This window comes from Serratia sp. YC16, from assembly GCF_009707615.1.
GTDB lineage: Bacteria > Pseudomonadota > Gammaproteobacteria > Enterobacterales > Enterobacteriaceae > Serratia > Serratia surfactantfaciens.
In genome coordinates this window covers 82227-106731 of the sequence record NZ_WLYN01000011.1, presented here as the reverse complement: position 1 = coordinate 106731, position 24505 = coordinate 82227, and the positions used below count along the sequence as shown (strand labels likewise).

20 protein-coding genes are annotated in these 24505 nt (G+C 60.5%); 4 read left to right on the top strand and 16 right to left on the bottom strand.

Going from position 1 to position 24505, the window contains the following annotated elements; all coding sequences use genetic code 11:
* Nucleotides 1-219: 219 nt before the first annotated feature.
* Nucleotides 220-1530 carry an MFS family transporter gene (locus GKN89_RS21360; RefSeq protein WP_063919965.1) on the top strand — a complete coding sequence of 437 codons (1311 nt, stop codon included), beginning with the start codon at nt 220-222 and terminating at the stop codon, nt 1528-1530.
* A gap of 36 nt (nt 1531-1566) precedes the next feature.
* On the opposite strand, the gene pssA is transcribed toward GKN89_RS21360, so the two are convergent.
* The 4 genes from pssA to trxC all read right to left on the bottom strand — a co-directional run bounded on the left by pssA (nt 1567) and on the right by trxC (nt 6994).
* The gene (gene pssA / locus GKN89_RS21355; RefSeq protein ID WP_154747729.1) at nt 1567-2922 is read right to left on the bottom strand and encodes a CDP-diacylglycerol--serine O-phosphatidyltransferase; all 1356 of its coding nucleotides are present in this window, start codon (nt 2920-2922) and stop codon (nt 1567-1569) included.
* A gap of 152 nt (nt 2923-3074) precedes the next feature.
* Nucleotides 3075-5723 (bottom strand): bifunctional acetate--CoA ligase family protein/GNAT family N-acetyltransferase, encoded by a 2649-nt coding sequence (locus GKN89_RS21350; protein WP_019455599.1) that lies wholly within the window; start codon nt 5721-5723, stop codon nt 3075-3077.
* Between the two features lie 48 nt (nt 5724-5771).
* A complete protein-coding gene (locus GKN89_RS21345) occupies nt 5772-6461 on the bottom strand; it encodes a tRNA-uridine aminocarboxypropyltransferase (RefSeq protein ID WP_033649762.1) in 690 nt (229 codons plus the stop codon).
* Nucleotides 6462-6574: 113 nt separating this feature from the next.
* Nucleotides 6575-6994: a thioredoxin TrxC gene (trxC, locus tag GKN89_RS21340; RefSeq protein ID WP_004928868.1), complete on the bottom strand. Its 420-nt coding sequence runs from the start codon at nt 6992-6994 to the stop codon at nt 6575-6577.
* A gap of 207 nt (nt 6995-7201) precedes the next feature.
* Here trxC and GKN89_RS21335 point away from each other — a divergent pair, with 207 nt between their 5' ends.
* Nucleotides 7202-8290, top strand: a complete 1089-nt coding sequence (locus GKN89_RS21335) for a tRNA/rRNA methyltransferase (RefSeq protein ID WP_019455597.1) — start codon at nt 7202-7204, stop codon at nt 8288-8290.
* Between the two features lie 59 nt (nt 8291-8349).
* Here GKN89_RS21335 and emrB read toward each other — a convergent pair whose 3' ends face one another.
* From emrB to GKN89_RS21300, 7 genes are all read right to left on the bottom strand, one after another.
* Nucleotides 8350-9888, bottom strand: coding sequence for a multidrug efflux MFS transporter permease subunit EmrB (gene emrB, locus GKN89_RS21330; protein WP_019455596.1), 1539 nt, complete (start codon nt 9886-9888; stop codon nt 8350-8352).
* A 17-nt stretch (nt 9889-9905) separates the two neighbouring features.
* Nucleotides 9906-11078: a multidrug efflux MFS transporter periplasmic adaptor subunit EmrA gene (emrA, locus tag GKN89_RS21325; protein ID WP_154747728.1), complete on the bottom strand. Its 1173-nt coding sequence runs from the start codon at nt 11076-11078 to the stop codon at nt 9906-9908.
* A 23-nt stretch (nt 11079-11101) separates the two neighbouring features.
* Nucleotides 11102-12553: an efflux transporter outer membrane subunit gene (locus GKN89_RS21320; RefSeq protein WP_154747727.1), complete on the bottom strand. Its 1452-nt coding sequence runs from the start codon at nt 12551-12553 to the stop codon at nt 11102-11104.
* A gap of 28 nt (nt 12554-12581) precedes the next feature.
* Nucleotides 12582-13100, bottom strand: coding sequence for a transcriptional repressor MprA (gene mprA, locus GKN89_RS21315; RefSeq protein ID WP_025160249.1), 519 nt, complete (start codon nt 13098-13100; stop codon nt 12582-12584).
* Nucleotides 13101-13251: 151 nt separating this feature from the next.
* Nucleotides 13252-13599, bottom strand: a complete 348-nt coding sequence (ygaH, locus tag GKN89_RS21310; RefSeq protein ID WP_019455592.1) for an L-valine transporter subunit YgaH — start codon at nt 13597-13599, stop codon at nt 13252-13254.
* The gene (locus GKN89_RS21305) at nt 13589-14335 is read right to left on the bottom strand and encodes an AzlC family ABC transporter permease (RefSeq protein WP_019455591.1); all 747 of its coding nucleotides are present in this window, start codon (nt 14333-14335) and stop codon (nt 13589-13591) included. The genes ygaH and GKN89_RS21305 overlap by 11 nt, the downstream gene beginning before the upstream one ends.
* Nucleotides 14336-14456: 121 nt before the next feature.
* The gene (locus GKN89_RS21300) at nt 14457-15656 is read right to left on the bottom strand and encodes an MFS transporter (protein WP_025160248.1); all 1200 of its coding nucleotides are present in this window, start codon (nt 15654-15656) and stop codon (nt 14457-14459) included.
* A 105-nt stretch (nt 15657-15761) separates the two neighbouring features.
* On the opposite strand from GKN89_RS21300, the gene GKN89_RS21295 reads away from it, so the two are divergent.
* Nucleotides 15762-16640 (top strand): LysR family transcriptional regulator, encoded by an 879-nt coding sequence (locus GKN89_RS21295; RefSeq protein ID WP_019455589.1) that lies wholly within the window; start codon nt 15762-15764, stop codon nt 16638-16640.
* Between the two features lie 30 nt (nt 16641-16670).
* Here GKN89_RS21295 and proX read toward each other — a convergent pair whose 3' ends face one another.
* The 5 genes from proX to GKN89_RS21270 all read right to left on the bottom strand — a co-directional run bounded on the left by proX (nt 16671) and on the right by GKN89_RS21270 (nt 22762).
* Complete coding sequence (gene proX, locus GKN89_RS21290; RefSeq protein WP_154747726.1) at nt 16671-17672, bottom strand: glycine betaine/L-proline ABC transporter substrate-binding protein ProX; 1002 nt, start codon at nt 17670-17672, stop codon at nt 16671-16673.
* A gap of 69 nt (nt 17673-17741) precedes the next feature.
* Complete coding sequence (gene proW / locus GKN89_RS21285; RefSeq protein ID WP_154747725.1) at nt 17742-18848, bottom strand: glycine betaine/L-proline ABC transporter permease ProW; 1107 nt, start codon at nt 18846-18848, stop codon at nt 17742-17744.
* Complete coding sequence (gene proV / locus GKN89_RS21280; RefSeq protein ID WP_063919959.1) at nt 18841-20043, bottom strand: glycine betaine/L-proline ABC transporter ATP-binding protein ProV; 1203 nt, start codon at nt 20041-20043, stop codon at nt 18841-18843. The genes proW and proV overlap by 8 nt, the downstream gene beginning before the upstream one ends.
* Nucleotides 20044-20449: 406 nt before the next feature.
* Nucleotides 20450-21136, bottom strand: coding sequence for a response regulator (locus tag GKN89_RS21275; RefSeq protein ID WP_019455585.1), 687 nt, complete (start codon nt 21134-21136; stop codon nt 20450-20452).
* 33 nt (nt 21137-21169) lie between these two features.
* Nucleotides 21170-22762: a sensor histidine kinase gene (locus tag GKN89_RS21270; RefSeq protein ID WP_063919958.1), complete on the bottom strand. Its 1593-nt coding sequence runs from the start codon at nt 22760-22762 to the stop codon at nt 21170-21172.
* Nucleotides 22763-23088: 326 nt separating this feature from the next.
* Between GKN89_RS21270 and GKN89_RS21265 the strand changes: the two genes are divergently transcribed.
* Entirely contained in the window at nt 23089-24444 is a 1356-nt protein-coding gene (locus GKN89_RS21265) for a 2-hydroxycarboxylate transporter family protein (protein ID WP_154747724.1), read from the top strand.
* Nucleotides 24445-24505 lie beyond the last annotated feature (61 nt).

Genomic DNA, 24505 nt, shown 5'->3' with positions numbered 1-24505 from the left:
GCTTTTTGCTATGCGTAAAATGGAAAATCCCCGTTGTAACCCGCTTCAACTTTCATCGTACTGTTTAATATTCATCACAAAACCAACGCATTGTTTCTCTGAATGTCAGATATTCTTCGTCCGCTATTAAGTTTGGCTGTTAACTTATAAATAACAATAAAGTAACACCAGGCGGCAGGAAGCCGAATTTCATCATTGCTATGGCTCGGAGAAAACATCATGACAGAAACAACCTCGGCTCTTGAGGGTGAGCACGGCGTCGAACAGGGGGCGCTCGATAACAAGAAACGCATTTTCGCTATCGTCGGGGCTTCATCAGGCAATCTGGTGGAGTGGTTTGATTTTTACGTTTACTCCTTCTGTTCCATTTACTTTGCCGCCTCGTTCTTCCCGGCAGGCAACAGCACCACGCAGCTGTTGCAAACCGCCGGGGTATTCGCCGCCGGCTTCTTCATGCGGCCGATCGGCGGTTGGTTATTTGGCTACATCGCTGACAAACATGGTCGTAAAAACTCAATGCTGCTGTCGGTCTGCATGATGTGCGCTGGATCGCTGGTGATCGCCTGCCTGCCGACTTATGAATCGATCGGCAGCTGGGCGCCGGCGCTGCTGCTGATCGCCCGCCTGTTCCAGGGGCTGTCGGTAGGTGGAGAATATGGCACCAGCGCCACCTATATGAGTGAGGTGGCGATCAAGGGGCGACGCGGTTTCTATGCTTCGTTCCAGTACGTCACCTTGATCGGCGGGCAACTGCTGGCCCTGCTGGTATTGGTGATCCTGCAGCAAATTTTGTCCGGCGAAGAACTGAAGGCCTGGGGCTGGCGTATTCCGTTCGCCTTGGGGGCGGTGTTGGCGGTGGTGGCGCTGTACCTGCGCCGTTCGCTGAATGAAACCTCCGATGCGAAGACGCGTAACCACAAGGATGCCGGTTCGCTGACGGGGCTGTGGAAAAACCGCAAGGCATTCCTGATGGTGCTGGGCTTTACCGCCGCCGGTTCGCTGACCTTTTACACCTTCACCACCTACATGCAAAAATATCTGGTCAACACCGCCGGTATGGACGCCAAGCTGGCCAGCGCCATCATGACCGTCGCACTGTTCGTCTTTATGCTGCTGCAGCCGGCAGTGGGCGCGTTCTCGGATAAAATCGGCCGTCGCAGCTCGATGTTGATCTTCTCAGCCTTCGCCACCGTGTTGACGGTACCGATCCTGTTCGCTCTGAAAGGAGTGACCAACCCTTTTATGGCGTTTGGCCTGATCGTATTGGCGCTGTTCATCGTTAGTTTCTACACCGCGATCAGCGGGCTGCTTAAAGCCGAGATGTTTCCGCCGGAGGTGCGCGCGTTAGGGGTGGGCTTGTCTTATGCGGTGGCGAACGCCCTGTTCGGCGGCTCGGCGGAATATGTCGCGCTGTCGCTAAAATCGTTCGGCGTGGAGAACGCTTTCTTCTGGTATGTCTCCGGCATGTGCCTGCTGGCGTTGCTGGTTTCGCTCCGGCTGCATCGCAAAGGCAAGGAGATACAGCTGTAATGAAAACCCCGGCCTTGGCCGGGGTTAGCGTAGAGCTTACAGGATGCGGCTAATCAGCCGATCGATGCGGATGCGGCGCAGGCGGCGAATCAGCTTGCGCACCTTGATCGGGTACTGCTGAATGCTTTGCAGTTCCTGATAATGGCCGACCACAGTGGTGTGGGTGCGGATGCACTCCAGCTCTTTTTGCCGCTGCTCGCGCATCTCTTGTTTGGGATCGTGGATCAGAATGGCGTTTTCCAGATCCAGCCGCCAGGCGCGCGGGTTGAGGTTATTGCCGGTAATCAGCTGCCACTCTTCGTCCACCCACATGCCTTTCAGGTGATAGCTGTTATCGCCATCCTTCCACAGCCGCACGATCAGCTGGCCGGTATCGACGTAACGCTGCAACCGGCTCAGGAAGCGGCGCAGGTTGATCTCGTAAAGGTAGGGCAGTGCGCCGATGATTTTGAACGGCTGATCTTCCGGAATATAGAAGTCGTTGGCGGTCTTATCGCCGACGATGATCTCCACCTGTTTGCCCTGGCGCAGCAGATAGATGATGTTGCGCACCAGCAGCGCCGGCAGGTTGAAATAGGGGGTGCACAGCGTCAGTTTCTGGTCGGCGCACGACATCAGGTGATGAATGGTTTTATTCAGCACGCTTTGTTTGCCCAGCCCAACCAACGGTGTCACCGCCAGCTCATCGTTGCCGGCCTTGCCGCGGAAGTGATAACCGGCGCGGCGCAGGGCGAAACGGAACAGGCGGGTCTCGTTTTTAATCTCCGGGCTTTTCGGCCGATCGCTGCGATCGAGGCGCTGCACCGCGCCGGCGGTCAGCAGATGCTGCTTGATGTAATCAATCAGGGTATCGGCCAACACCTCATTGGTGATCAGCTGGTAGCGATCGTAACGGTATTTCTCATGCTGATGCAGATAAACGTCGTTGATGCTGGCGCCGCTGTAGATCACGGTATCGTCGACCACAAAGCCCTTCAGATGCAATACACCCAGCGCTTCACGGGTATTGACCGGCACGCCGTAGATCGGCACCGACTGTTCCGGGTGTTCGCTGGCCATGGCGCAATACCAGTCGGCGTTGGTATTGGCGGCGGCAGCGCCGATGCGCCCGCGCTGTGCGCGGTGCCAGTCGACCAGCACGCAAATTTCCAGCTCGGGCCGCCGTTGCTTGGCTTGATACAGTGCGTTGAGGATCTCACGCCCGGCGTCGTCATGCTCCAGATACAGGGCCACCAGATAGATGCGTTGGGTGGCGTTGGCGATGGAATCCAGCAGCGTGGTGCGAAAGTCGGACGGCGCGTACAGAGTACGAACGTCAGCAACCGTCTGGGGGAGTTTGGGCAGTTGTGCAAGGTGTTGTTGATGTTTGCTACGTTTAAATTTTGACAACATCACAGTGCGCTTCTTCTCTCATGATTGATGGCCGGAACGCCACAGGCTTAAAAACAATAAACCGAATAATCGGGCGATAATACCATTAGTTGCCTCGATTGTGCGTATGTTTTGGCGTTAAGTGGTGGATTCGTAGCGCATTGCGACGCAGGTCACTGCGCGTCGGCGGCCTGCAGCGGCAGCGTCAGATTGACGATGCCGTCCTCAAGCTGCACCTCGATGCCAAAGCCCAGCCGCTGAGCCAGCGCGATCATGCCACGGTTATTCGGCATGGTGATGCCGCTCAGGCGGGTTAGGCCATGGGCGCGCGCATAGGCGATCATTTTTTCCAGCAGTTGCCGGCCCAGCCCCAGCCCTTTCAGGTCGGAACGCACCAGCACGGCGAACTCGGCATCGGTGTTGTCCGGATCGGACAACGCGCGGGTCACGCCGATGATTTCGTCTGCGCGCACCGCCACAAAGGCCATTTCTCGATCGTAGTCGATCTGTGTCATGTTGGCCAAATCGTCATGGGTAAACTCGCTGATCTCGCTGAAGTAGCGATAATAGAGATCTTCCTTGGTCACCCGGTCGATGAAATGCTTCAGCGCCGGTTCGTCTTCGGGCAGGATCGGACGGAACAGGCACTGGCTGCCGTCTTTCAGCGCGATGGTTTCCTCCAGCTCATGCGGATAAGGGCGGATCGCCAGCCGCGCCTGCGGATCGCCGCTGAACGGCGCGAGCTGCATCGAAACGTCCAGCAGGGTGAATTCGCTGCCGGAAGCCAGCACCGGGTGAATATCCAGCCGGGCGATCTCCGGGCAATCGAGGATCAGGTTGGAAACCTGCACCAGCAAGCGGCTTAGCCCGGGGATATCTAAAGGCCGCAGCGCGCTGCGCCCGCGGATCTTGCCGCCTTTCACCGCCTGCAGCACCAGATAACGCGCCAGCGCCATATTCAGCGGCGGCAGCGCGACCGCCACCTGATTTTCCTGACGCCACTCCACGCCGCCTTCGCCCAGCATGATCAGCGGGCCGAAAATGGCATCCTGTTCCACCGCGATACGCAGTTCCTGGGCGCCGGCGCGGTTGGCCATGCTCTGCACCAACAGGCCGTGGATACGCGCCTGCGGATAGGTGCGCTTCACGCGGTCGAGGATCGCCTCCGCCGCGCGTTGCACTTCGGTCGCGGTGCGCAGATAAAGCATCACGCCCTGAACTTCCGATTTGTGCGGGATATCCGGCGAACGCAGCTTCAGCGCCACCGGATAGCCGATCTGTTCGGCGATGTGTACCGCCTCGGCGCTGTCTTCGGCGATCCAGGTTGGCAGGGTGCTCAGGTCATAGGCCTGCAGAATGGATTGCACCTCGTGGGTATCCAGCTGTGTGGCCCCTTCGGCCAGCGCCTGGTGGATCAGACGGTGGGCGTCGGCGGTGTTGGCGGTCAGGCCAACCGGCAGCGCCGGCGTCTCTTTCAGCTGCTTCTGGTTGCGGCGGTATTCCACCATATGCATAAAGGCGGTGACCGCGCCTTCCGGCGTGCGGTAGGTGGGAATGGCGGCTTCGGTAAACAGCCGTCGTGCCTCTTGCGAGGAGTATTCGCCACACCAGTTGGTCAGCAATGTGATGCGCTTGCCGCGCGCATGGCGGTGCAGCGCGTCGATCAGCCGCTGCGCCGTGGCGGTGCCCGGCGCGGCCGCGCTCGGCGCGTGGATCAGCAGCAGCGCGTCATAGTCGTGGCTGTCGAGCAGCGCTTCGAGCGCCGCCAGGTAACGCTGCGGCGTCGCGTCGTCGCGCAGATCGAGCGGGTTGCCGGCGCGAATGAAATCCGGCAGCGCATCGCTCAACGTCGCCAGGCTCTCATCGCTCAGCGTCGCCAGCTTGCCGTTGCGCCCGAGCAGCTCGTCCAGCGCCATCGCCGCCGGCGCCGCACCGTTGCTGACGATCATCAGCCGCTCGCCGCGTAGCGGGTGCATATGGCTGAGGGTTTCCACCGCCGAGAACAACTCGTGAGTATCCTGCACGCGCAGCAGACCGGCGCGCTGGATGGCGGCGTCATAGGCGGCGTCCAGCCCCAGCTGGCTGTTGAGCAACAGCTGCGCCTGTTGGCTGCGGCCGCTTTTGATCACCAGAATGGGTTTGTTGCGTGAGGCGCTGCGCGAAGCGGAGAGAAAACGCCGCGCGTCGCTGATGTTTTCCAGATACAGCAGGATGGCGCTGGTCTTGCCGTCGCGCGCCAAAAAGTCGAGTAGATCGTCGACGTCGATATCCAGGCTGTCGCCCAGCGCAATGAAATAGGAGAAGCCGACCTCGCGCTGTTGCGCCCAATCGAGAATGGTGTTGGCCACGGCGGCGGACTGCGAGATAAACGCCAGCTTGCCTTTTTGGATAGGCACCGGCGAGAAGCTGGCGTTGATGCCCTGCCACGGCGCCAGCAATCCCAGGCTGTTGGGGCCCAGCAGCCGCATGGCGTAGCGCTGCGCGCAGGCTTTCAGCTCGGCGAACTGTTCCGGTGGCGAAGAGAGCACGATGGCGGTTTTACAACCGCGTTGGCCCAGCGCTTCGATCAGCGCCAGATTGCGGTCGGCGTGGGTGCAGATGATCGCCAGATCCGGCGTCAGCGGCAGGCTGGCGACGTCGGGATAGGCCATGACGCCGCATACCGCCTTGTAGCGCGGCGTGACCGGCAAGATAGGCCCGCTGAAACCGCCGGCCAGCAGGTTGCTCATCATCAGGTTGCCGGCGCGGCCCGGCTGTTGCGAAGCGCCCAGAACGGCGATCGATTTGGGACGTAGTAGCGCTTCTAACCCTCGCTGGCTCATGCACGGCTCCTTTTGGCAACGTTACGCCTGATTTTAGGCGCTTTATGGCTACATTGCTGTGACCGGTGCCTCCGGCCGGGTCGGTTTTCCTGCCAGATACTGTTGACGGAAATAGCGGAAATGCTGATTCAATCCGTCGGCGGCCGGCAGATCGCCCGCCTGTTGCAGCAGGGCGGCGGCCACTTCCGCCGTACAGTGTTGCTCGGCGCGGCTGGCTTCGCGCAGTTGATAATCCGATGCGGCGTCGACGTTGAGGGAAAATACCGGGAATTGATTGAGGTACGGGCTTTTACGGAACATTTTGCGCGCTTCCGCCCAGGTGCCGTCCAGCATGATGAACAGCGGCGGTTTGCCGCCGGCGGGCAGCTCGCTGAACACCGGGCGTTCGGCGTCGGCGTAAGAGGCGGGGAACACCACGTAAGGCTGCCGCGTCGGATCGTTGATGGCCGCCAGCAGGGCGGGATCGATCTCGGTGCGCGACCAGAGGAACGCCTGGGTGTCCGGCAGGATATCGGCGATCAGGCGGCCGGTATTGCTGGGCTTGAGCGGCTCGGCGCCGAACATGATCAGGCAGAAACGGCTGCCGGCCTGCTGCGGGCGAATGGTGTCGCACAGGCAGTTTTTATGCGGCAGCAGGCAACCCTGACAACGCGCCACCCGGCAACCGCGCGCCAGGAAGGGGCGGGTGGCGCGGTCTAAACGGAATTGGCGCAGGCGAAGTACGGCGTTGTCGGTCATAACGATCCTGGGGAAAAACCGCTATTGTAACGCAGAAAAAAGCCCGCCGGGAGAGGCGGGCTCGATCGGGGGCGTTCGCGCGCGATGGCGGGATACGGCCTATACTTGCCGAATCACACCAACTCGTTGAGCCAGTTGTCAAACGGCGCTTTCGGCATCGCGCCGTTAAGCATGTCGACCATCTTGCCCTGACGGAACACCATAATGGTCGGGATGCTGCGGATGCGGAAACGGGCGCTCAGCTCCGGCTCGGCTTCGGTGTTCACTTTCACGAAGCGCACCTTGCCGGCGCGCTCTTCGGCCACGTCTTCGAAGATCGGCGCAAAGCTGCGGCACGGACCGCACCACGGCGCCCAGAAATCGACCACGACCGGCAGATCGTCCTGCAGCAACTGGTCCAGCGTGGCGGCGGTGGCGTTGATCACTTCACCGTCGAAGAGCTCGTGGCCGCAGCGGCCGCATTTCGCGTTGTCCGCCAGACGTTCTTCCGGCACACGGTTGGTGGCATTGCAAGCTGCACAAACTGTATTCATGTTGACCTCGGGTACAGAGAAAGCATGGTCCCCGCAACGCGGTTGCGGAGATGTTTCTTTAATGCTGACAATTATCGGCAAAACCCGGCGCATGAACAATGAGGTTTGTTCAATGGATGTGATAGTTGGGAGCTTTTAGCGCAAGTTGGTGGCTTCATGCACCAACATCAGGTAATCTTCGCGCCCTGCGCGTTGGTGGAGAAGACAATGAACGATTCATTTAGTGGCAAGAACGGTAAAGTTAAAGTGATGTACGTCCGCAGCGACGACGACAACGGCGACGACCGCAACAAGAATAAACGTCCGGCCGGCAAAGGCCGTCCGGCTGACGGTGCGCGCTCGGGCCGCACCGGCCAAGACAAGGCGCGCGGCGGCAACGATCGTCGCGGCGCCGACTCCCGCCGCAGTGAAAGCGATCGTCCTCGCCGTCCGGCGCGCTCAGAAGATCGCGGTGGCAACGAGTCGCCGTGGAGAACCGTTTCGCGCGCGCCGAATGAAGAGCCGGCGTTCGATCACGGCGGCATCAGCGGCAAAAGCTTTATCGATCCGGAACAGTTGCGCCGCCAGCGCGCGGAAGAAACCCGCGTTTACGGTGAAAACGCCTGTCAGGCGCTGTTCGCCAGCCGTCCGGAAGCGATCGTGCGCGCCTGGTTCGTGCAGTCGGTCACCCCGCGCTTCCGCGAAGCGCTGCGCTGGATGGCGGCGAACCGCAAAGCCTACCACGTGGTGGACGAGGAAGAGCTGGCCAAGGCTTCCGGCACCGAGCACCACGGCGGCGTGTGCTTCCTGATCAAAAAACGTCAGGGTCTGGATGCGCAGAGCTACCTGAAAACCGCGCCGGCGACCGACTGCGTGCTGGCGCTGGAAGAAGTGGGCAACCCGCATAACCTGGGTGCCATCGTCCGTTCTTGCGCCCACTTCGGCGTCAACGGCGTGCTGCTGCAGGATCCGGCGCTGCTGGAGTCCGGCGCGGCGGTGCGCACCGCAGAAGGCGGCGCGGAGCATATCAAGGCGATCAACGCCGATGATTTCCTGTCGGTGCTGGATACCTTCCGCAAAGCGGGCTACACCATCGTCACCACCTCCAGCCACAAAGGCACCGCGCTGGCGCAAGCCAAGCTGCCGGCCAAGATGGTGCTGGTGCTGGGCCAGGAGCGCGACGGTCTGAGCGACAGCGCCTGGCAGCAAGGCGACATGAACGTGTCCATCGGCGGCACCGGCAAGGTGGAAAGCCTGAACGTTTCCGTCGCGACCGGCATTCTGCTGGCGGACTGGTGGCGTCAGAATCAGGCGTAATATTTATTCCGCCGGATAAAAAACGGGCGCCTCAGGGCGCCCGTTTCGTTTATTGAAGCTTAGTGAGCGCCGCCGCCCCCGCCGCCGCCGGAACTGAACGGCGGTTTCGCCACCCACACCAGCGCCAGCAGCACCAGGAATACCCCGGCCGACAGCCAGAAGATCTCGTTGGCGGAGATGATCAGGCCCTGCGCGGTGATCTCGTTGGCGATGTAGGCCGACGCCTGCTGCTTGCTCATGCCGAGCTGCTCCAGCTGTCGGTACATCTCCTGCGACTGCGGATTGTAAGGGTTGACGAACTCCGTCAGCTGCGCGTGATGCTGCGATTCGCGCTGCGTCCACAGGGTGGTGGTGATCGAGGTGCCGATCGAGCCCGCCAGCGTTCGCGTAAAGTTCGACAGGCTCGATGCCGCCGCCATGCGTTCCGGCGGCAGGCCGGACAGCGTGATGGTGGTCAACGGCATGAAGAAGCAGGCGATGGCGAAGCCCTGAACGAACTGCGGCCACGCCGAAGCGCCGAAGTCCATGCCCGGTTCAAAGGTATAGGCGCGCCAGTAGAAGCACACGGCATACATGATGAAGCTGAAGGTCACCAGCTTGCGCATGTCGAGCCGGTTGCCGAACTTACCGATGATCGGCGACAGCAGCACCGGGATCAGCCCGACCGGCGCCGAAGCCAGCCCCGCCCAGGTGGCGGTATAGCCGTACACCTCTTGCAGCAGCTGCGGCAACAGCACGATGGCGCCGAAGTACAGCATGTAGGCCAGGCTGATGCACAGACAGCCGATGGTGAAGTTACGCGACTTGAACAGCGACAGATCCACCACCGGGTGGTCGTCCGTCAGCTCCCACACCACCAGGAACAGCAGCGCCACCACCGCCACCACGGTTAGGGTGATGATCTCGGTCGAGTTGAACCAGTCTAGCTCCTTGCCCTGGTCTAGCATCACCTGCAGCGAACCGATGCCGACGATCAGCAGCACCAGGCCGACGGTGTCGATCGGCTTGATCTCGGTTTTGGTTTCTCGCCCCTTCAACGTCGCCATCGCCGCCATGATAACGAAGGCGCCGATCGGGATGTTGATGAAGAAGATCCAGCCCCAATGGTAGTTGTCGCTGATGTAGCCGCCGAGGATCGGCCCGAAGATCGGCGCGACGATAACGGTCATCGACCAGAGCGCCAGGGCCATCGCTCGCTTGGCGGGCGGGTAGTTGTTCAGCAACAGACTCTGCGACAGCGGGATCAGCGGCCCGGCCACCACGCCCTGGATCACGCGGAAGAAGATCAGCATGCCGAGGCTGTTGGAGATGCCGCACAGCCAGGAGGCGAGGACGAACAGCGCGGTGGACCAGAGGAACAGCCGCACTTCGCCGATGCGCTTCGCCAGCCAGCCGGTGATCGGGATCGAGATGGCGTTCGCCACGCCGAACGAGGTGATCACCCAGGTGCCCTGCGAGTTGGAAGACCCGAGGTTACCGGCAATGGTGGGGATCGCCACGTTGGCGATGGTGGAGTCCAGCACCTGCATGAAGGTCGCCATGGCGAGCGCGACCGTCATCCAGGCGAGCTGGGCGCCTTCAAGCGGTTTCTGTGGCAAGATGGCCTCCCGCGCGCTTAGCCGGCGTTCGCATGGATCACATCGGCGATCAGCTGATTAACCGGCGCCAGATTCAACGCCAACGCGTTGCTCTGGTACAGCGGTTTATCGCGTACCACGTCGGCCAGCACGCGGCCGTCCAGATTGGCGGTGTCGACGGTCACCAGCGTCGACAGGCCGATGCGCAGCGGATGATCGGCAACCTGTTTGGCGTCGAGCTCAATACGCACCGGCAGGCGTTGCACCACCTTGATCCAGTTGCCGGTGGCGTTCTGCGCCGGCAGCAGCGAGAAGGCGCTGCCGGTGCCCATGTCGATACCGACCACTTTGCCCTGATACACCACGTCGTCACCGTACACGTCGCTGACCACCGTCGCCGGCTGGCCGATGCGCATGTTGGCGATCTGTGTTTCCTTGAAGTTGGCGTCAACCCAGATGTGATCGGCCGGCACCACCGCCATCAGCGGCGAACCGGCGGCAATTTGCGCACCCACCTGCACGCTGCGGCGCGAGACATAACCGGTAATTGGGCTGACAACTTTGGTACGCTGCAGCGCCAGCCAGGCGTCGCGCATCTGCGCGGCGGCCTGTTGGATCGCCGGCTGCTGTTCCAGCGGGGTATTCAGCACCATCGCCTGGTTGGCGTTGTATTGCTGCACCGCCACTTCCAGCGCGGCCTTGGCGCTGTCGACCGCATCGCGAGCGTGTTGCAGCTCTTCGCGGCCGATGGCGTCAACGCTGCCCAGCACCACGCGGCGTTTCAGATCGTTCTCGGCCTTGCTCAGATCGGTCTTGCGCAGGGCGATGTTGGCCTGATACTGCTTGCTGTTGATGATCAGCTGGTGGGTTTGACGCACGCTGTTGGCCAGGCCGGTCTTGGCGCGTTCAAACGCCTGCTCGGCATCGGTCGGATCGAGCGTCAGCAGCACGTCGCCCTGTTTGACGTAGTCGGTGTTGTCAAAATTGACGCTGTTCACGCTGCCTGACACCTGGGCCATGATCTGCACCTGGTTGCCGGAGACGTAGGCGTCGTCGGTTTCCTGGTGATGACGCAGCACCAGGAACCAATACACTAAGTAAGCCACCCCTATAACAATGAAAATAGCCGTCAACAACAGCAGCCAAAACTTGCGCTGCTTCTTTTTGCCGTTCGGCTGCTGCGGGTTTTGGATTTCCGCGCTTGCGCTCATGGTGTTCTCCAAGCCTTATATTATTATGCTTTCGAATCCGCTGCGGCCGGGGCCTGATAGCCACCGCCCAGCGCGCGGATCAGTCCTATCTTCGCCTGCAGTAAATTGCTGCTGGCATTCAACTCCGCCTGTTGCTGCTGCAATAGCTGCGTCTGGCTGGTCAACAGATCGTCGCGCCCGATAATCCCTGCCTGGTAACGGGCACTGGCGACCTGGTACACCTGTTGCATCGACTGGGCCGCGGACGCCGCCTGCAGCTGCTGTTGCGCAGAGCTCTGCTGGATAGTGATGGCGTCGGCGGTTTCCTGTACCGCATTCAGGATGGTTTGGTTATAGGATTCCACCGCTTCGTCATACAGCGCGGATTCCTCGCCCAGCTTGCTGCGCAGCGCCCCGGCGTGGAAGATCGGCAGCGAAATCGCCGGCATCACGTTCCAGGCCTGGCTGGCCGCTTCAAACAGGTTCGGGTTGGTGCCACCGACATTGGTGGTCATCAGACCGGCGAAGGCTGAAATGGTCAGGCTGGGGTAAAACTCTTTGCGCGCGGCGCTGACGCGCTGGCTGTAAGACTCCACCAGCTGGCGCTGCGCGGCGATGTCCGGGCGTTTGCCCAGCAGATCCGCCGTCAGCTCGCCCTGCGGCGCCATCAGGTTGTCGGCGGGCAGCGGCACCTGACGCAGGTGCTGCATGGCGTTTGGCCCCTGGCCCGCCAGCGCGGCGAGCTGGTGTCTGAGCTGCTCGATCTGCGACTGCAGCTGCAGGATCTGCTGCTTGGCGACGTCGGACTGCGCCTGAGTTTGTTGCGGCACGTCGACGCCGGTCAGGCCGGCCTGATAGCGTTGTTGGCGCAGCGCGGTCAGGCGCTCATTGTTGTTCACTTCCTGCTGCAGCAGCTTCTCGAGCGCCAGGTTGCTTTGCAGCTGGTAGTAGGCGGAGGCTACCGAACTGGTCAGCGTCAGCGCCGCCTGCTCCTGCTCGGCGCGTGCGGCGTTCACTTGCGCCTTGGCGGCGTTCACCTGGTTGCGGTATTTGCCCCACCAGTCGAATTCATACGCCAAATTTAACCCCAGTGAGTTGGAGCTTTCATAGATAGGTTTTTGTGGATACCCCAGCCCCATATTGACGTTTTGCGGTATGCGCTGGCGCTGGGTGCTGGCGTTCAGATCCAGGTTCGGCCCGTTGGCTGCGTTGGCTTCGCCCACCACGCTCTGCGCTTCACGTACGCGGGCGGCGGCCTGGCGCAGGGTCGGCGAGCTTTGCAGCGTCTGCGTCATCAACGTGTCCAACTGCGGATCCTTGAGGGCGCGCCACCACTGCGGGCTGACGGCCAGCGAGCTGACTTTCGGCTGAGCCAACTGCAGGCTCTGCGGATCCATCAGCGTGGATTGCGGAGCAATATTATCGGTCGAAGCGCACCCGGCCAGCAGCAACACGGCGAACAGCGGGGTGAATCTCCAGTTAAATGGGGATCGCATAAGTAGGTACCTGAACAGAAATTGTGAATTAGGATAACTGTTCTGTGATTTCCATTTGATCCAGACGTGCCAGCAATTTGCGCGTCAGCTGTTCCAGCTGTTTTTGCTCATCGTCGGTCAGCGTGGACCACAGGAAATGCAGACATTGGTGCTGCGGCGGCAGCAGTTGACTGAGAAATTCTTCCCCCTGCGGCGTCAGATGCAGATGCAGGCAGCGGCGATCGTTGTCGCTTTCCCGGCGCTCGATCCAACCGCGTTTCTCCAGCTCGTCGGCGATGCGGGTTGCATTGGTGCGCGAGGAGCCTAAGGCAGAGCTTAGCTCAGAAGGTTGGATGCTGTGGCTTTCCTGCGCATCCAGGGTAATCAGCGCCATAAACAGTGTTTCGTTAATCCCCTGCGCCTTAAGCATTTTATTGCGATTTTCCAGCAACTTACCTTGCATGTGCATGCACAGGCGGGTCAGCAGGATTTCCTGATAAGGGAAATCTTTCTGCCGGGTGGCGCGGAAATTCAGCATTTGTTCTATGGGGGCAAACGAGCTTTCCATAATTTAGGGCCTCATTAATTTCGTTCGAGATAGTAACGACGGTGACAAATAATGTAAATGTTCAGCCGTGCGGATAATTTAGCAATTCGTGTCATTTGTCAGTGTTTGTAAAGATGCGGCGCATGAAAACACCAAATGGCCGGAAGCGGTGTCAGCCCGGACCGAAAAGCATTAACAGTTTTAATGTGACGCCAAAGGCCGTCGCGCCGAGCAGCGTCGACAGAATGATGCTTTTGCTGCGGTAGAAGCACAGCGCCAGCGCGGCGAAGCCCGCCAGCGTCGGCAGCAGCTTGTCCGGTTCGCGCATCACCACCGGCGTGCTGGAGACCACCAGCAGGGCGCAGATCGAGGCGATGCCGATGCTGTCGAGCAGCAGGGCGGCTTTACCGCGTTTGATGCCGGGTTGGGCGCGCGCCGGCGCCAGCCGCAGCGGCAGATAACGGAACAGGTAATTGGCGCAGCCCACCACCAGACCAATCACCAGCACATCAGTGTTCATGAGCGGCCTCCGCATGTGCGGGTTGGAACAGGGCGGCGATACAGCCGGCGCCGATGCCGGCCAAAATGGCGACCGGGATGGAGAACAGCACCACGCCGAGCAGCGCGCCGGCCAGTGCGGCGGCGATGGTCAGGCTCTGCGGGCGCCGGAAAGCGGCCAGCAGGAAGCTGAGAAACAGCGCCGGCAGCATGAATGAAAGCGAGGCTTCGATCACCGGGAACTGCTCCAGCGGGCCATTGCCGAACAGCGCGCCGAGCGCGGTGCCGGCCACCCAGGAGAGCCAGGAACAGAGCGCGATGCCCAGCATCCAGTTTTCGCTCCAGCTGCGGTTATTGCGCATCAGCTTGGCGGTAGCGGCGGCGAAGACCTCATCGGTCAGCCCAAAGGCCCATATCGCCGTTTTACCGGGCGACATGCGCGAGACGATGCGGTGGCGCAGCGCCGGGCCGTACAACAGATGGCGCACATCCATCGCCATCACCGTCAGCGCGGAGACCCACAGCGACATGCCGGCGCTCAGCAGGGCGGTGATCACGAACTGGCTGGCGCCGGCGTAGATGATGCAGGAGAAGAAAATGCTTTCCAGCGGGGAGAAGCCCAGCTTGACGGCGCTGAGGCCGAAGGCGAACGCCACCGGGACGTACCCGATGACGATCGGCAAACTGTCGACGACGCCGTTGGCGAAGGTGGCGCTGACGGCGGGCGGAGTAAGGCTGTCTGCAGCTTGGCTTTGCATGGTTGTGGGTCGCAGGGTAGATAGGGTTTCAATAGTTTATGCCCAGAACATTACCAGAGAGTAAGTAATGTTTATACCCTGCACCGCTAATAAATTTCTTTGGTTACTATTTGCAAGGTAATCAGATTGTCGCCGGCCCCTGCGGATCGTGGCGTTTGCCGAGCCACCAGGTCAGCAGGTTGAGCAGGCATAGAATCCCCCCGGCGGCGGCGACACCGTACCAGCCGGCATGCTGATAGGCCGAGGCGGAGAGCAGCGAACCGAGAGCGCCGCCGATAAAGTAGCTGGTCATATAGCCGGCGGTCAGGCGGTTGCGCGCGTCCGGCATGATGCGATACATCACGCTCTGGTTGGTGACGTGCACCGCCTGCACCGCTAGATCGAGGATCAGGATGCCGGCGATCAGCGCCCACAGCGATTGTTTAGCCAGCGCGATAGGTATCCACGACAGTAGCAGCAACACCAGGCCGACGGTGGTGGTCAACCCGGCCTTGCCTTTGTCCGCCAGATGACCGGCGCGCGAGGCGGCCAGCGCGCCGGCGGCACCCACCAGGCCGAACAGCCCGATCACGCCCTCGGAATAGTTGAACGGCGGTGCGGCGAGCAGAAAGGCCATGGAGGTCCAGAGCACGCTAAAGTTGGCGAACGACAGGGCGCCGAGAATGGCGCGGGTGCGCAGCAGCGGCGTGCGGCAGAACAGGCTGAAGATCGAGGCCAGCAGCTGCGGGTAGTTCAGCCCGGAGTGTTGCTTATAGCGCGGCAGTGCGCGCCACAAGACCAGCGCCATCAGGATCATCAGCACGCTGGCGACCCAGTAGATGGTGCGCCAGCCGCCGAACGACGCCAATGCGCCCGCGACGGTACGCGCCAGCAGGATGCCGAGCAGCAGGCCGCTCATGATGATGCCGACGGTCTTGCCGCGCTTTTCCGGGTGGGCCAACGTGGCGGCCAGCGGCACCAGGATCTGCGCCACCACCGAGAACAGCCCGGTGAGCGCGGTGCCGAGGATCATCATCGGCAGCGTGGCGGAGGTGGCGGTGATCAACATGCCCCCGGCGGCCAGCAGCGTCATGAACACGATCAGGCCGCGGCGTTCGAACATGTCGCCGAGCGGCACCAGCAGCAGCAGGCCGGTGGCGTAACCCAGCTGCGCGGCGGTAACGATAAAGCCGGCCTGGTTGACCGACAGGTTGAAACCGGTGGCGATGGTTTCCAGCAGCGGTTGCGCATAGTAGTTGCTGGCGACCGCCAGGCCGGTTGCGATGGCGATCAGCACGGTCAGCGCCGGGCTGAGGCCCGGATGGGCGTTTTGTTGGTTCATGATTTTTTCATCACGGGAAAAAGATAGCGCGCAGTATCCGGCAACGCGCATTGGGAAACCAATGTATAATTTTCATTTTATTTATCTCATTTCAAGATAGATGCCATGAACCTGAAACAGATCCGCTATGCGCTGGCGGTGGCGGAAGAGCAGAGCTTCACCCGGGCGGCGCAGCGCTGCCATACGGTGCAGTCGGCACTCAGCCACCAGATTGCCAAACTGGAAGAAGAGCTGGGCTGTACGCTGTTTGAACGCACCTCGCGCCGGGTGCGGCTGACGCCCGCCGGCCAGGCTTTCATTCCGTCGGCGCAGCGGCTGTTGGCGGCGCAGCAGGCGCTGGTGGAAGAAGTGACCGCCGCCGGTGATGCGGTGTCCGGCACGCTCACCATCGGCACCATTTCAACCATAAACGCGATTGATCTGACCGAAAAGCTCGACAAGTTTCATCGCCACTATCCGGCGGTGAACATCCGCCTTTACGTCGGCATGAGCGAAGCCCTGCTGGAGGACGTGCGTCAGCAGAAGTGCGATATGGCGTTCGTCGGCATCTGGCCCGGCGATGTCGACCTGTTGCCGATGTCGCACCGGCAGTTGACCGATGAGCCGCTGGTGGCGTTGGTGGCGCCGCAGCATCCGTTGGCCAACCGCGAGCGGGTGAATCTGCAGGCGCTGGCGGAAGTGCCGCTGGTGGATTTCTACAGCGGCACCGGCGCGCGGCGTCAAACCGATCGCGCCTTCCTGGCGGCGGGTATCCGCCGGCATGTCAGTTTTGAGATCGATCATATCGAATGGCTGGAGAATCTGGTGCGGCGCGGGTTGGCGGCGGGGATCGTACCGATCTCGACCGCGCAGCGTCTAAGCGCGCTGGTGTCGATTCCGATTGAAGACGGGCCGCGGCGCCAGGTGTACTGCATTTGGCCGCAGCCCTTGTCGAATGCCGCCGCACGCTTTTTACAGTTCAGCGGCATCGATCTGGCGGGGTAAGGGGCGCGCGGTTGCGGCGCCCCCGAGTGGTTACGGCTTCGCCGCGGCGGCGGCGGTTTTCACCCAGCCGTCGAAGGTCGCCTGGTGCGCCTTGATCCAGCCGTTAACGTGGTTTTGGATGTCGGCTTCCGAAGCCTGGCCTTCGTGCATGCGCAGGTTTTGCGCGTTGATGTCAGCGATCGGCAGCTTCATGATGGCGAACAGCTTGGCGGCCGCCGGGTTGGCTTCGGCCCACTGTTTGTTGGCGGCGATGCGCATGGTGTTGACCGGGAAGCCGTAGTTGGCGCCGTTAGGCAGCTTGGTATCGACGCTTTTCTGCTCGCCCGGCAGGGAGGAGAACGGCACCTGCAGCCAGACCACGTCGCGGCCCGGTACCATCACATCGCTGACCCAGTACGGCGTCCAGGTGTAATACAGCACCGGCTTGCCCTCTTTGTAGCGGGTGATGGTGTCGGCGATCATCGCCGCGTAGTTGCCCTGATTGTGTTCGACGGTGTTGCTCAGGCCGTAGGCCTTGATGTGGTGGTTGATCACCGCCTCGCAGCCCCACCCCGGGGTGCAGCCGGTCAGATCGGCCTTGCCGTCGCCGTTGGTGTCGAACAGCTTGGCGATCTTGGGATCCTTGAGCTGCTCGACGTTGGTGATGTGGTACTGCTTGGCGGTTTTCTTGTCGATCAGGTAACCCTGCGCGGCGCCGTTGACGTAGACGCCTTCACGGTAGAACTTGGCGTCGCCGCCGGCGGCCTTGTACTGATCGGCGTGCAGCGGATCCCAGTTGACCGCGATAAAGGTCGCGTCGCCGGAGGCGATGGAGGTGTAGGCGACGTTGTAATCCACCTCGCGCGGTTCCTTCACGTCGTAACCCAGTTTTTCCAGCGCCTTGCTAACCAGCAGCGTCTGGAACGTCTCTTCGGAAATGGTGCTTTGCACCGGCTGTACCGCGATCCCCTTACCGGGTAAATCCGCCGCAATGGCGCTCTGTGTACCAATCAGCGTCGTCAGGGCGAGAGCCCAGATGCCCGTGGTGCGCATAGTGTTTCCCCTCTTTCAATGTGGTGGTGTCATAGCCCGCCGGGGCCACAGCCGCCGGCGGGAAAAGCGTCAGGCTTGTTTGATGAACGGGCGGGTAAGCAACCCGATAGGGCCGCGACGGTACCAGCGGCCGATGCCCTTGCTGCGGCGATCGCGCCCCAGCGATTGGGTGAGGCGATCGAGAATGATCGCCAGGATCACGATGCCGACGCCGCCGACGGCGGCCAGGCCCATATCCAGCCGGCCGATGCCGCGCAGCACCATCTGCCCCAGACCGCCGACGGCGATCATCGAGGCGATGACGACCATCGACAGCGCCAACATCAGCGTCTGGTTCACGCCGGCCATGATGGTCGGCATCGCCAGCGGCAGCTGCACCTTGAACAGCAGCTGGCGTGGGCTGGCGCCGAAGGATTCGGCGGCCTCGATCAGATCCTCCGGCACCTGCTTGATGCCGAGAATGGTCAGACGCACGATCGGCGGCAGCGCGAAGATAATGGTCACCACCACGCCCGGCACGTTGCCGATGCCGAACAGCATGACGATCGGCACCAGATAGACGAAGGCCGGGGTGGTTTGCATCGCGTCGAGCAGCGGCCTTATCACCTTGGCGGCGTGCTTGCTGCGCGCCAGCCAGATGCCGAGCGGCAGGCCGATAAGGATGCAGAAGAACAGCGCGGTCAGCACCAGTGCCAGCGTGACCATCGCCTGCGACCAGGCGCCGATGGCGCCAATGGCGACCAGGGAGAGCAGCGTTGCGGCGCCCATGCCGAAACCGGCGACCTGCCAGGCGAGCAGCGAGAACACCAGAATGGCGATCGGTGCCGGCATGCCCAGCAGCAGTTGCTGGAAGCCGCTCAGGATCATGTCCACCGGCACGCGGATGCCCTGGAACAGCGGGCGGAAGTGCAGCACCAGCCAGTCGATGCCTTGCGTGACCCAGGCGTCGAACGGCACCCAGGCTTTGTGGAACGGATCGAGCAGGCTGAAGTGCTCCGGCTGGGCCGGGGCGCTGCTCAGCCAATCGGCGCCTGACGCGGCGGCGTCATGGGCGGCCGGCGGTGGCGCGCTGGACCAGGCGTCGCCGGCGTTGGCGGCGGCATCGTGAGCGGGTGCGGCGCCGGTATCGGCCGGTGCGGTAGCCCAGGGATCTTGGGTTTGCGTGGTATCACTCATTGGCGGAGCCCTCCTTGTCCAACGCCTGCAGCAGCATGGCCTTGGAGATGATGCCGAGATAGTTATGTTCTTCGCATACCACCGGTACCGCGCACGGCGCCTGGGCGACCAGAGAGATCAGATCGCTGAGCGGCGTGTCGGCCGGCACGGCGGCGGGCGCTTCGAGCAGGGCATCGTCCAGCGTCTGATTGGCGGACAGCGCCTTTTTCAGCGACTCTATCGACACCACGCCGATAAATTTCTTCCCGCGTTCAACAACATAACCATAATCACGGTCCTCATCGCGCAGCAGCTGCAGCGCCGAGCGTGGGCCAAAGCCGGGAGTTTTGCGGATCAGCGTTACCGGGCGTCGTTGGGCGATATCCTTGGCGCTGAACACATGACTGATGTCCACACCGCGGAAGAAAGTGCGCACATAGTCGTTGGCCGGGTTATTCAGGATCTCGTCCGGCGTGCCGACCTGGATCACTTCGCCGCCCTGCATGATGGCGATGCGATCGCCAATGCGCATCGCTTCGTCCAGATCGTGGGAAATAAATACGATGGTGCGCTGATGCTGGGCCTGTAATTTCACCAGCTCATCCTGCATCTCGGTGCGAATTAACGGATCGAGCGCCGAGAAGGCCTCGTCCATCAATAATATATCCGGGTCGTTGGCCATCGCACGGGCTAATCCCACGCGTTGACGCATGCCGCCGGATAATTCATCCGGATAAGACAACGCATAATTCTCCAGCCCGACCTGGCGCAGGGCGTCCAGCGCTTTTTCCTGGCGTTCTTGCAGCGGTATGCCGGCTAATTCCATACCAAAGGCGGTGTTATTCAGGACATTCATATGCGGCATAAGCGCGAATGACTGAAATACCATGCTGATCTTATTTCGCCGCACGGTGCGCAGCGCGGCGTCGGATATTTTGGCGATGTCCTCACCGTCGATCAGCACCTGACCGCGGGTGGGTTCTATCAGACGATTGAGAAGGCGTACCAGGGTGGACTTGCCGGAACCGGAGAGCCCCATGATGACAAATATCTCGCCTTCTTCAATGGCCAGAGTGGCGTCTTTTACGCCGAGCGATAAGCCGGTTTTTTCCAACAGCCGATCTTTTGTCAGACCTTTATCCAGCAGTTTGAATGCGCGTTCCGGGTGTTCGCCAAATATCTTATACAGGTTCTTTACTTCGAGTTTAATTGCCATGCAATTTGCTGTTTCCTCTGGTTTAATTAAAGCGTTATGGGCTGTCCTTAGCAAAATAAAAGAGCTTTTTACCCTAACACAGTGAATATCTGAGACAACCCTCAATGTCATTTAAATGGGATATTAGTGGTTTACATCAAGGTTTTAATTAGTTATGGTAATTTGGCCCGTGACTCAAAATTGCCGGCCGTTATTCGCCATCATGATCGGTTTTAGGAGGGAATAACACGGCGTGAAGCAATGGGATATTTCGGTTCTGCACCTGCCGTTCGGATAATAAAAAACCCGACCAGAGGCCGGGTAAAAGTCATCAGTATTTCATCAGTGTTAACGACAGGTGCCGATATCGAGGGGGATATCGTCGGGCGCTATGTTATCGCCTGAATATGACAGCCAGATGGCAGCCTCAGGCCTTGCGATACAGCCGTCGCGGATGGCCGATATTGCCGTACAGCATCTCCACTCGCACGAACTGGGTGGCGACGCAGTATTCCAGATAACGGCGGGCGGTGGTTTTGCTGATGCCGACCTGTTCAACCACGTCTTCCACCGCATGCGCCACCGCCGGCTGGGCGATAAACAGCGCCTGCACCAGCTCAAGGGTGTTGGTTTCGATGCCTTTGGCGCTCGGCTCGCTGGAGAACTGTTTCGACTGCAGGTTATACAGCGCATCGACGTTGTCCTGGTCGATGATCTTGAAGGTGCGCTGGGTCTGTACGAACTGCATGAAACGCTCGAGCGAATTGCGCAGCCGCTTGTAGGACACCGGTTTGATGATGTAATCGAAGGCGCCGTTGCGGATCGCCTGGCTGCAGGTATGCATGTCGCTGGCGGCGGTGATGAAGATCACCGAACAGGCGGGGTTTTTTACCGCCGGTTCTTCCATCAGCTCGATGCCCTGGCCGTCCGGCAGGAAGTTATCCAGCAGGATCAGACGCGGCTGATGCTCATTGGCTTTGGCCCGCGCTTCGGCCAGCGTGGCGGCATAGGCCACCACCCGCAGGTTGAAATTTTTCTCGATGAACTCCGCGTGCAGTGTCGCCAGTTGCGGCTCGTCTTCCACGATCAGAACGTCCAGTGCTTGGTGTGACATAATCGGGTGCTCAAAAAAATCGGGTTATGGGTTTTATTTAGGGATAAATATAGAGAATATCGCGCCGTGCGGCTCGTTGTCCGACACTTCTATGCTGCCGTGCGCCTGCGCCACATGGCTGGCGACCAGATGCAGGCCGATGCCGTGGTCGCTTTTATCCGCTTTGGTGGTCACGCCCTGTTCAAACAGCGTATCACGAATTTCCTCGGCGATGCCGGTGCCGCGATCCGCCACCTCGATCACCAGCTCGTTGCTGCTGTCGCTGATATAGAGTTCGATCGCGTCGTGCGGGGCCGGGCAGTGCAGCGTCGCTTCCACCGCATTATCCAGCAGGTTGCCGACGATCGACATCAGTTCGGTCTCATTCAGCGCCGCCGGGATCTGCCGCAGCTGGCAGGCCGGATCGAAGCGCAATTCGATGCCTTTTTCTCTGGCGCTGGAGTATTTGCCCAGCAGCAGGCCGCACAGCGCCGCCGAACTGAAGCGCTGTGAAATGAAATCGAGGATCTCCTGCGCGCCCTCCGACTGGGCTTCCACATAGCGGATGGCCTCGTCATAGCGCTGCATGTGCAGCAGTCCGGCCAGCGTGGCGGTCCAGTTCAGCTGCTCGTGGCGCATGATGCGCAGGTTGTCGGCATAGCGTTTCACCTGGCTGAGCTGGCTGCTCAGGGTATTGATATCGTTCTTGTCGCGGAAGCTGATCACCCAGCCTTGCAGCTCCTGCTCCTGCATGATGCGCACCCGGCTGGCGATCACCCGCACGTGGTTGAAACGGCACACCTCATCGTGCGTATCCTGGCCCAGCTGCGCGGCGCCGAAGAAGTTCGGCTGCGCCTGGATCACTTCGCCGATCGGCCGGCCCAGCAAGCTGGCGGCGGGCTGGTGCAGATCGAGCAGCTCGCGCGCCGCATGGTTGATGGTGATGATCCGCAGCTGCGGATCGACGGCGATCACCCCTTCATAGATGGCTTCCAGCAGCGCTTTCTGTTGGCGCACCAGCAGCGCGATCTCTTTCGGCTCCAGCCAGAACATCTGACGCTTGAGGTTTTTCGACAGCAGCCAGGAAAAAACGAACAGGGCGATCAGCAGCAGGACGATGGAGCCGATAATTTGCGTCAACGTCCTGGCATTTAAACTATCAATATGCGATTTCAAATAGCCGACGGAAACGATGCCGATAACGCGGTTATTTTCATCCAGGATCGGCGCCTTGCTGCGTAATGATACGCCGATGCCGCCCTTGCGAATGGAAATAATGCTTTTGCCTTCCAACACCTCTTTATTATCGCCGCCGATCATCGGCGTACCCAGGCGGCCTTCATATTCGGAATGATAAAGATGGCGGGCGTGATTATCGCCGATAACGATATAGCTGGCATCGCTGCTGGCGCGGATTTTTTTCATCAGCGCGGCGATCCTGGCGGCGTCACTCTTTTCCACCGCGTCCACCAACGAAGGGATAAGGGCGATTTCCCGCGCCTGCACCTGGGCGCGGGCGCCGAGATCGCGGTGCAGCTGCGCATCCAGCTGATAATAGGTGTAGGCGCCGATGCAGGTCAGCAGCAGGCAGGAGAAGGCCACCAGGCACAGAAACAGTTTGATTTGAAATGAGAGTTTAAGGCGCATGGCGGAGCTTTACCGTAAAGAGATCCTGAAGCCTTACCCTATCACGAGAAGCGGGGTCTGTAATATTGCGCCCGATCAACTTGTGATCCCTCACACGGGATTAGAGTGAAACGGACGAGAATTGTTCGTCTGCGATAAAGTTGATAAGCTTTAAAATAAAAACGGTATTAACACCATTAAAACCACACCGGGTTTTACATAATCTTAATTAACCCCATAGAAACCATAACCACCATTAAAAACCCTTTCTAATTTTGAACATAATCACAGCAGATAATCCGTGCGCTTCTCTATGATGGCTGAACAAACTAATAAGAGGCCAGATTATGAGCACAACAGATGATTCTTACCTCGTAGCCAAAGACAAGACCGCCGATATTCCTCTGCGTGAAAAATGGTGGCGGATACTGGACAATTATAAAGTAGGGAGCATTCCGTTACCGTTCTTTATTCTGGCCGGCGTATTGATTCTGCTCGACTGCCTGGAAGGCAAGCTGCCGAGCGACATCGTGGTGATGGTGGCCACGCTGGCGTTCTTCGGTTTCGCCTGCGGCGAATTCGGCAAGCGCCTGCCGCTGATCGGCAAGATGGGCGCGGCGGCGATCTGCGCCACCTTCATTCCTTCCGCGCTGGTGCACTATGGCCTGCTGCCGGACGTGGTGGTGGAATCGACCACCAAGTTCTACAAATCGACCAACATTCTTTATCTCTACATCTGCTGCATCATCGTCGGCAGCATCATGAGCATGAACCGCCAGGTGTTGATCCAGGGCTTCCTGCGCATCTTCATTCCGATGCTGTGCGGCGAGATCGTCGGCATGCTGGTGGGGATGGGCGTCGGCATGGCGCTGGGCCTGGAGCCGTTCCAGATCTTCTTCTTCCTGATCCTGCCGATCATGGCCGGTGGCGTCGGTGAAGGGGCGATTCCGTTGTCGATGGGCTACGCGGCGATCCTGCACATGGAGCAGGGCGTGGCGTTGGGGCGCATCCTGCCGATCGTGATGCTCGGCAGCCTGACCGCCATCGTCATCGCCGGCCTGCTCAATCAACTGGGCAAGCGTTATCCGCATCTGACCGGCGAAGGCAGCCTGATGCCGAGCAAGCAGGGCGACGGCGACATGAACGCGGTGGAAAAAATCAGCGGCAAGGTTGATGTCAGCACTATCGCCTGCGGCGCGCTGCTGGCCATTCTGCTGTATATGGTGGGCATGCTGCTGCACCGTCTGATCGGCCTGCCGGCGCCGGTGGGCATGCTGTTCGCCGCCGTGGCGGTGAAACTGGCGCACGGGGTATCGCCGCGCATTCAGGAAGGTTCGCAGGTGGTGTACAAATTCTTCCGCACCGCCGTGACTTATCCGATCCTGTTCGCCGTCGGGGTGGCCATCACGCCATGGCAAGAGCTGGTGGACGCGTTTACCGTACAGAACCTGATCGTGATCGTCACGACCGTCAGCGCGCTGGTGGCGACCGGTTTCTTCGTCGGTAAGAAAATCGGTATGCACCCTATCGACGTGGCGATCGTCTCCTGCTGCCAGAGTGGGCAGGGCGGCACCGGCGACGTCGCGATCCTCACCGCCGGCAACCGCATGTCGCTGATGCCGTTCGCCCAGATCGCAACCCGTATCGGCGGCGCTATCAACGTCTCGCTGTCGCTGCTGGTGTTGGCCAAGTTCTTCGTATAACTCCTATAAATCCTTAGCATTACTTTGCCTTTCCCCGCCCCCGCGGGGATTTTTTTGCCCG

Excerpts from the sequence above, each read along its gene's own strand:
- mprA (WP_025160249.1), bottom strand. The coding sequence starts at position 13,100 with ATGGAAAGCTCGTTTGCCCCCATAGAACAAATGCTGAATTTCCGCGCC.
- GKN89_RS21350 (WP_019455599.1), bottom strand. The coding sequence starts at position 5,723 with ATGAGCCAGCGAGGGTTAGAAGCGCTACTACGTCCCAAATCGATCGCC.
- emrA (WP_154747728.1), bottom strand. The coding sequence starts at position 11,078 with ATGAGCGCAAGCGCGGAAATCCAAAACCCGCAGCAGCCGAACGGCAAA.
- proX (WP_154747726.1), bottom strand. The coding sequence starts at position 17,672 with ATGCGCACCACGGGCATCTGGGCTCTCGCCCTGACGACGCTGATTGGT.
- GKN89_RS21360 (WP_063919965.1), top strand. The coding sequence starts at position 220 with ATGACAGAAACAACCTCGGCTCTTGAGGGTGAGCACGGCGTCGAACAG.
- proW (WP_154747725.1), bottom strand. The coding sequence starts at position 18,848 with ATGAGTGATACCACGCAAACCCAAGATCCCTGGGCTACCGCACCGGCC.
- GKN89_RS21265 (WP_154747724.1), top strand. The coding sequence starts at position 23,089 with ATGAGCACAACAGATGATTCTTACCTCGTAGCCAAAGACAAGACCGCC.
- GKN89_RS21305 (WP_019455591.1), bottom strand. The coding sequence starts at position 14,335 with ATGCAAAGCCAAGCTGCAGACAGCCTTACTCCGCCCGCCGTCAGCGCC.
- ygaH (WP_019455592.1), bottom strand. The coding sequence starts at position 13,599 with ATGAACACTGATGTGCTGGTGATTGGTCTGGTGGTGGGCTGCGCCAAT.
- GKN89_RS21295 (WP_019455589.1), top strand. The coding sequence starts at position 15,762 with ATGAACCTGAAACAGATCCGCTATGCGCTGGCGGTGGCGGAAGAGCAG.
- GKN89_RS21335 (WP_019455597.1), top strand. The coding sequence starts at position 7,202 with ATGAACGATTCATTTAGTGGCAAGAACGGTAAAGTTAAAGTGATGTAC.
- GKN89_RS21300 (WP_025160248.1), bottom strand. The coding sequence starts at position 15,656 with ATGAACCAACAAAACGCCCATCCGGGCCTCAGCCCGGCGCTGACCGTG.
- GKN89_RS21275 (WP_019455585.1), bottom strand. The coding sequence starts at position 21,136 with ATGTCACACCAAGCACTGGACGTTCTGATCGTGGAAGACGAGCCGCAA.
- proV (WP_063919959.1), bottom strand. The coding sequence starts at position 20,043 with ATGGCAATTAAACTCGAAGTAAAGAACCTGTATAAGATATTTGGCGAA.
- trxC (WP_004928868.1), bottom strand. The coding sequence starts at position 6,994 with ATGAATACAGTTTGTGCAGCTTGCAATGCCACCAACCGTGTGCCGGAA.
- GKN89_RS21320 (WP_154747727.1), bottom strand. The coding sequence starts at position 12,553 with ATGCGATCCCCATTTAACTGGAGATTCACCCCGCTGTTCGCCGTGTTG.
- GKN89_RS21270 (WP_063919958.1), bottom strand. The coding sequence starts at position 22,762 with ATGCGCCTTAAACTCTCATTTCAAATCAAACTGTTTCTGTGCCTGGTG.
- GKN89_RS21345 (WP_033649762.1), bottom strand. The coding sequence starts at position 6,461 with ATGACCGACAACGCCGTACTTCGCCTGCGCCAATTCCGTTTAGACCGC.
- pssA (WP_154747729.1), bottom strand. The coding sequence starts at position 2,922 with ATGTTGTCAAAATTTAAACGTAGCAAACATCAACAACACCTTGCACAA.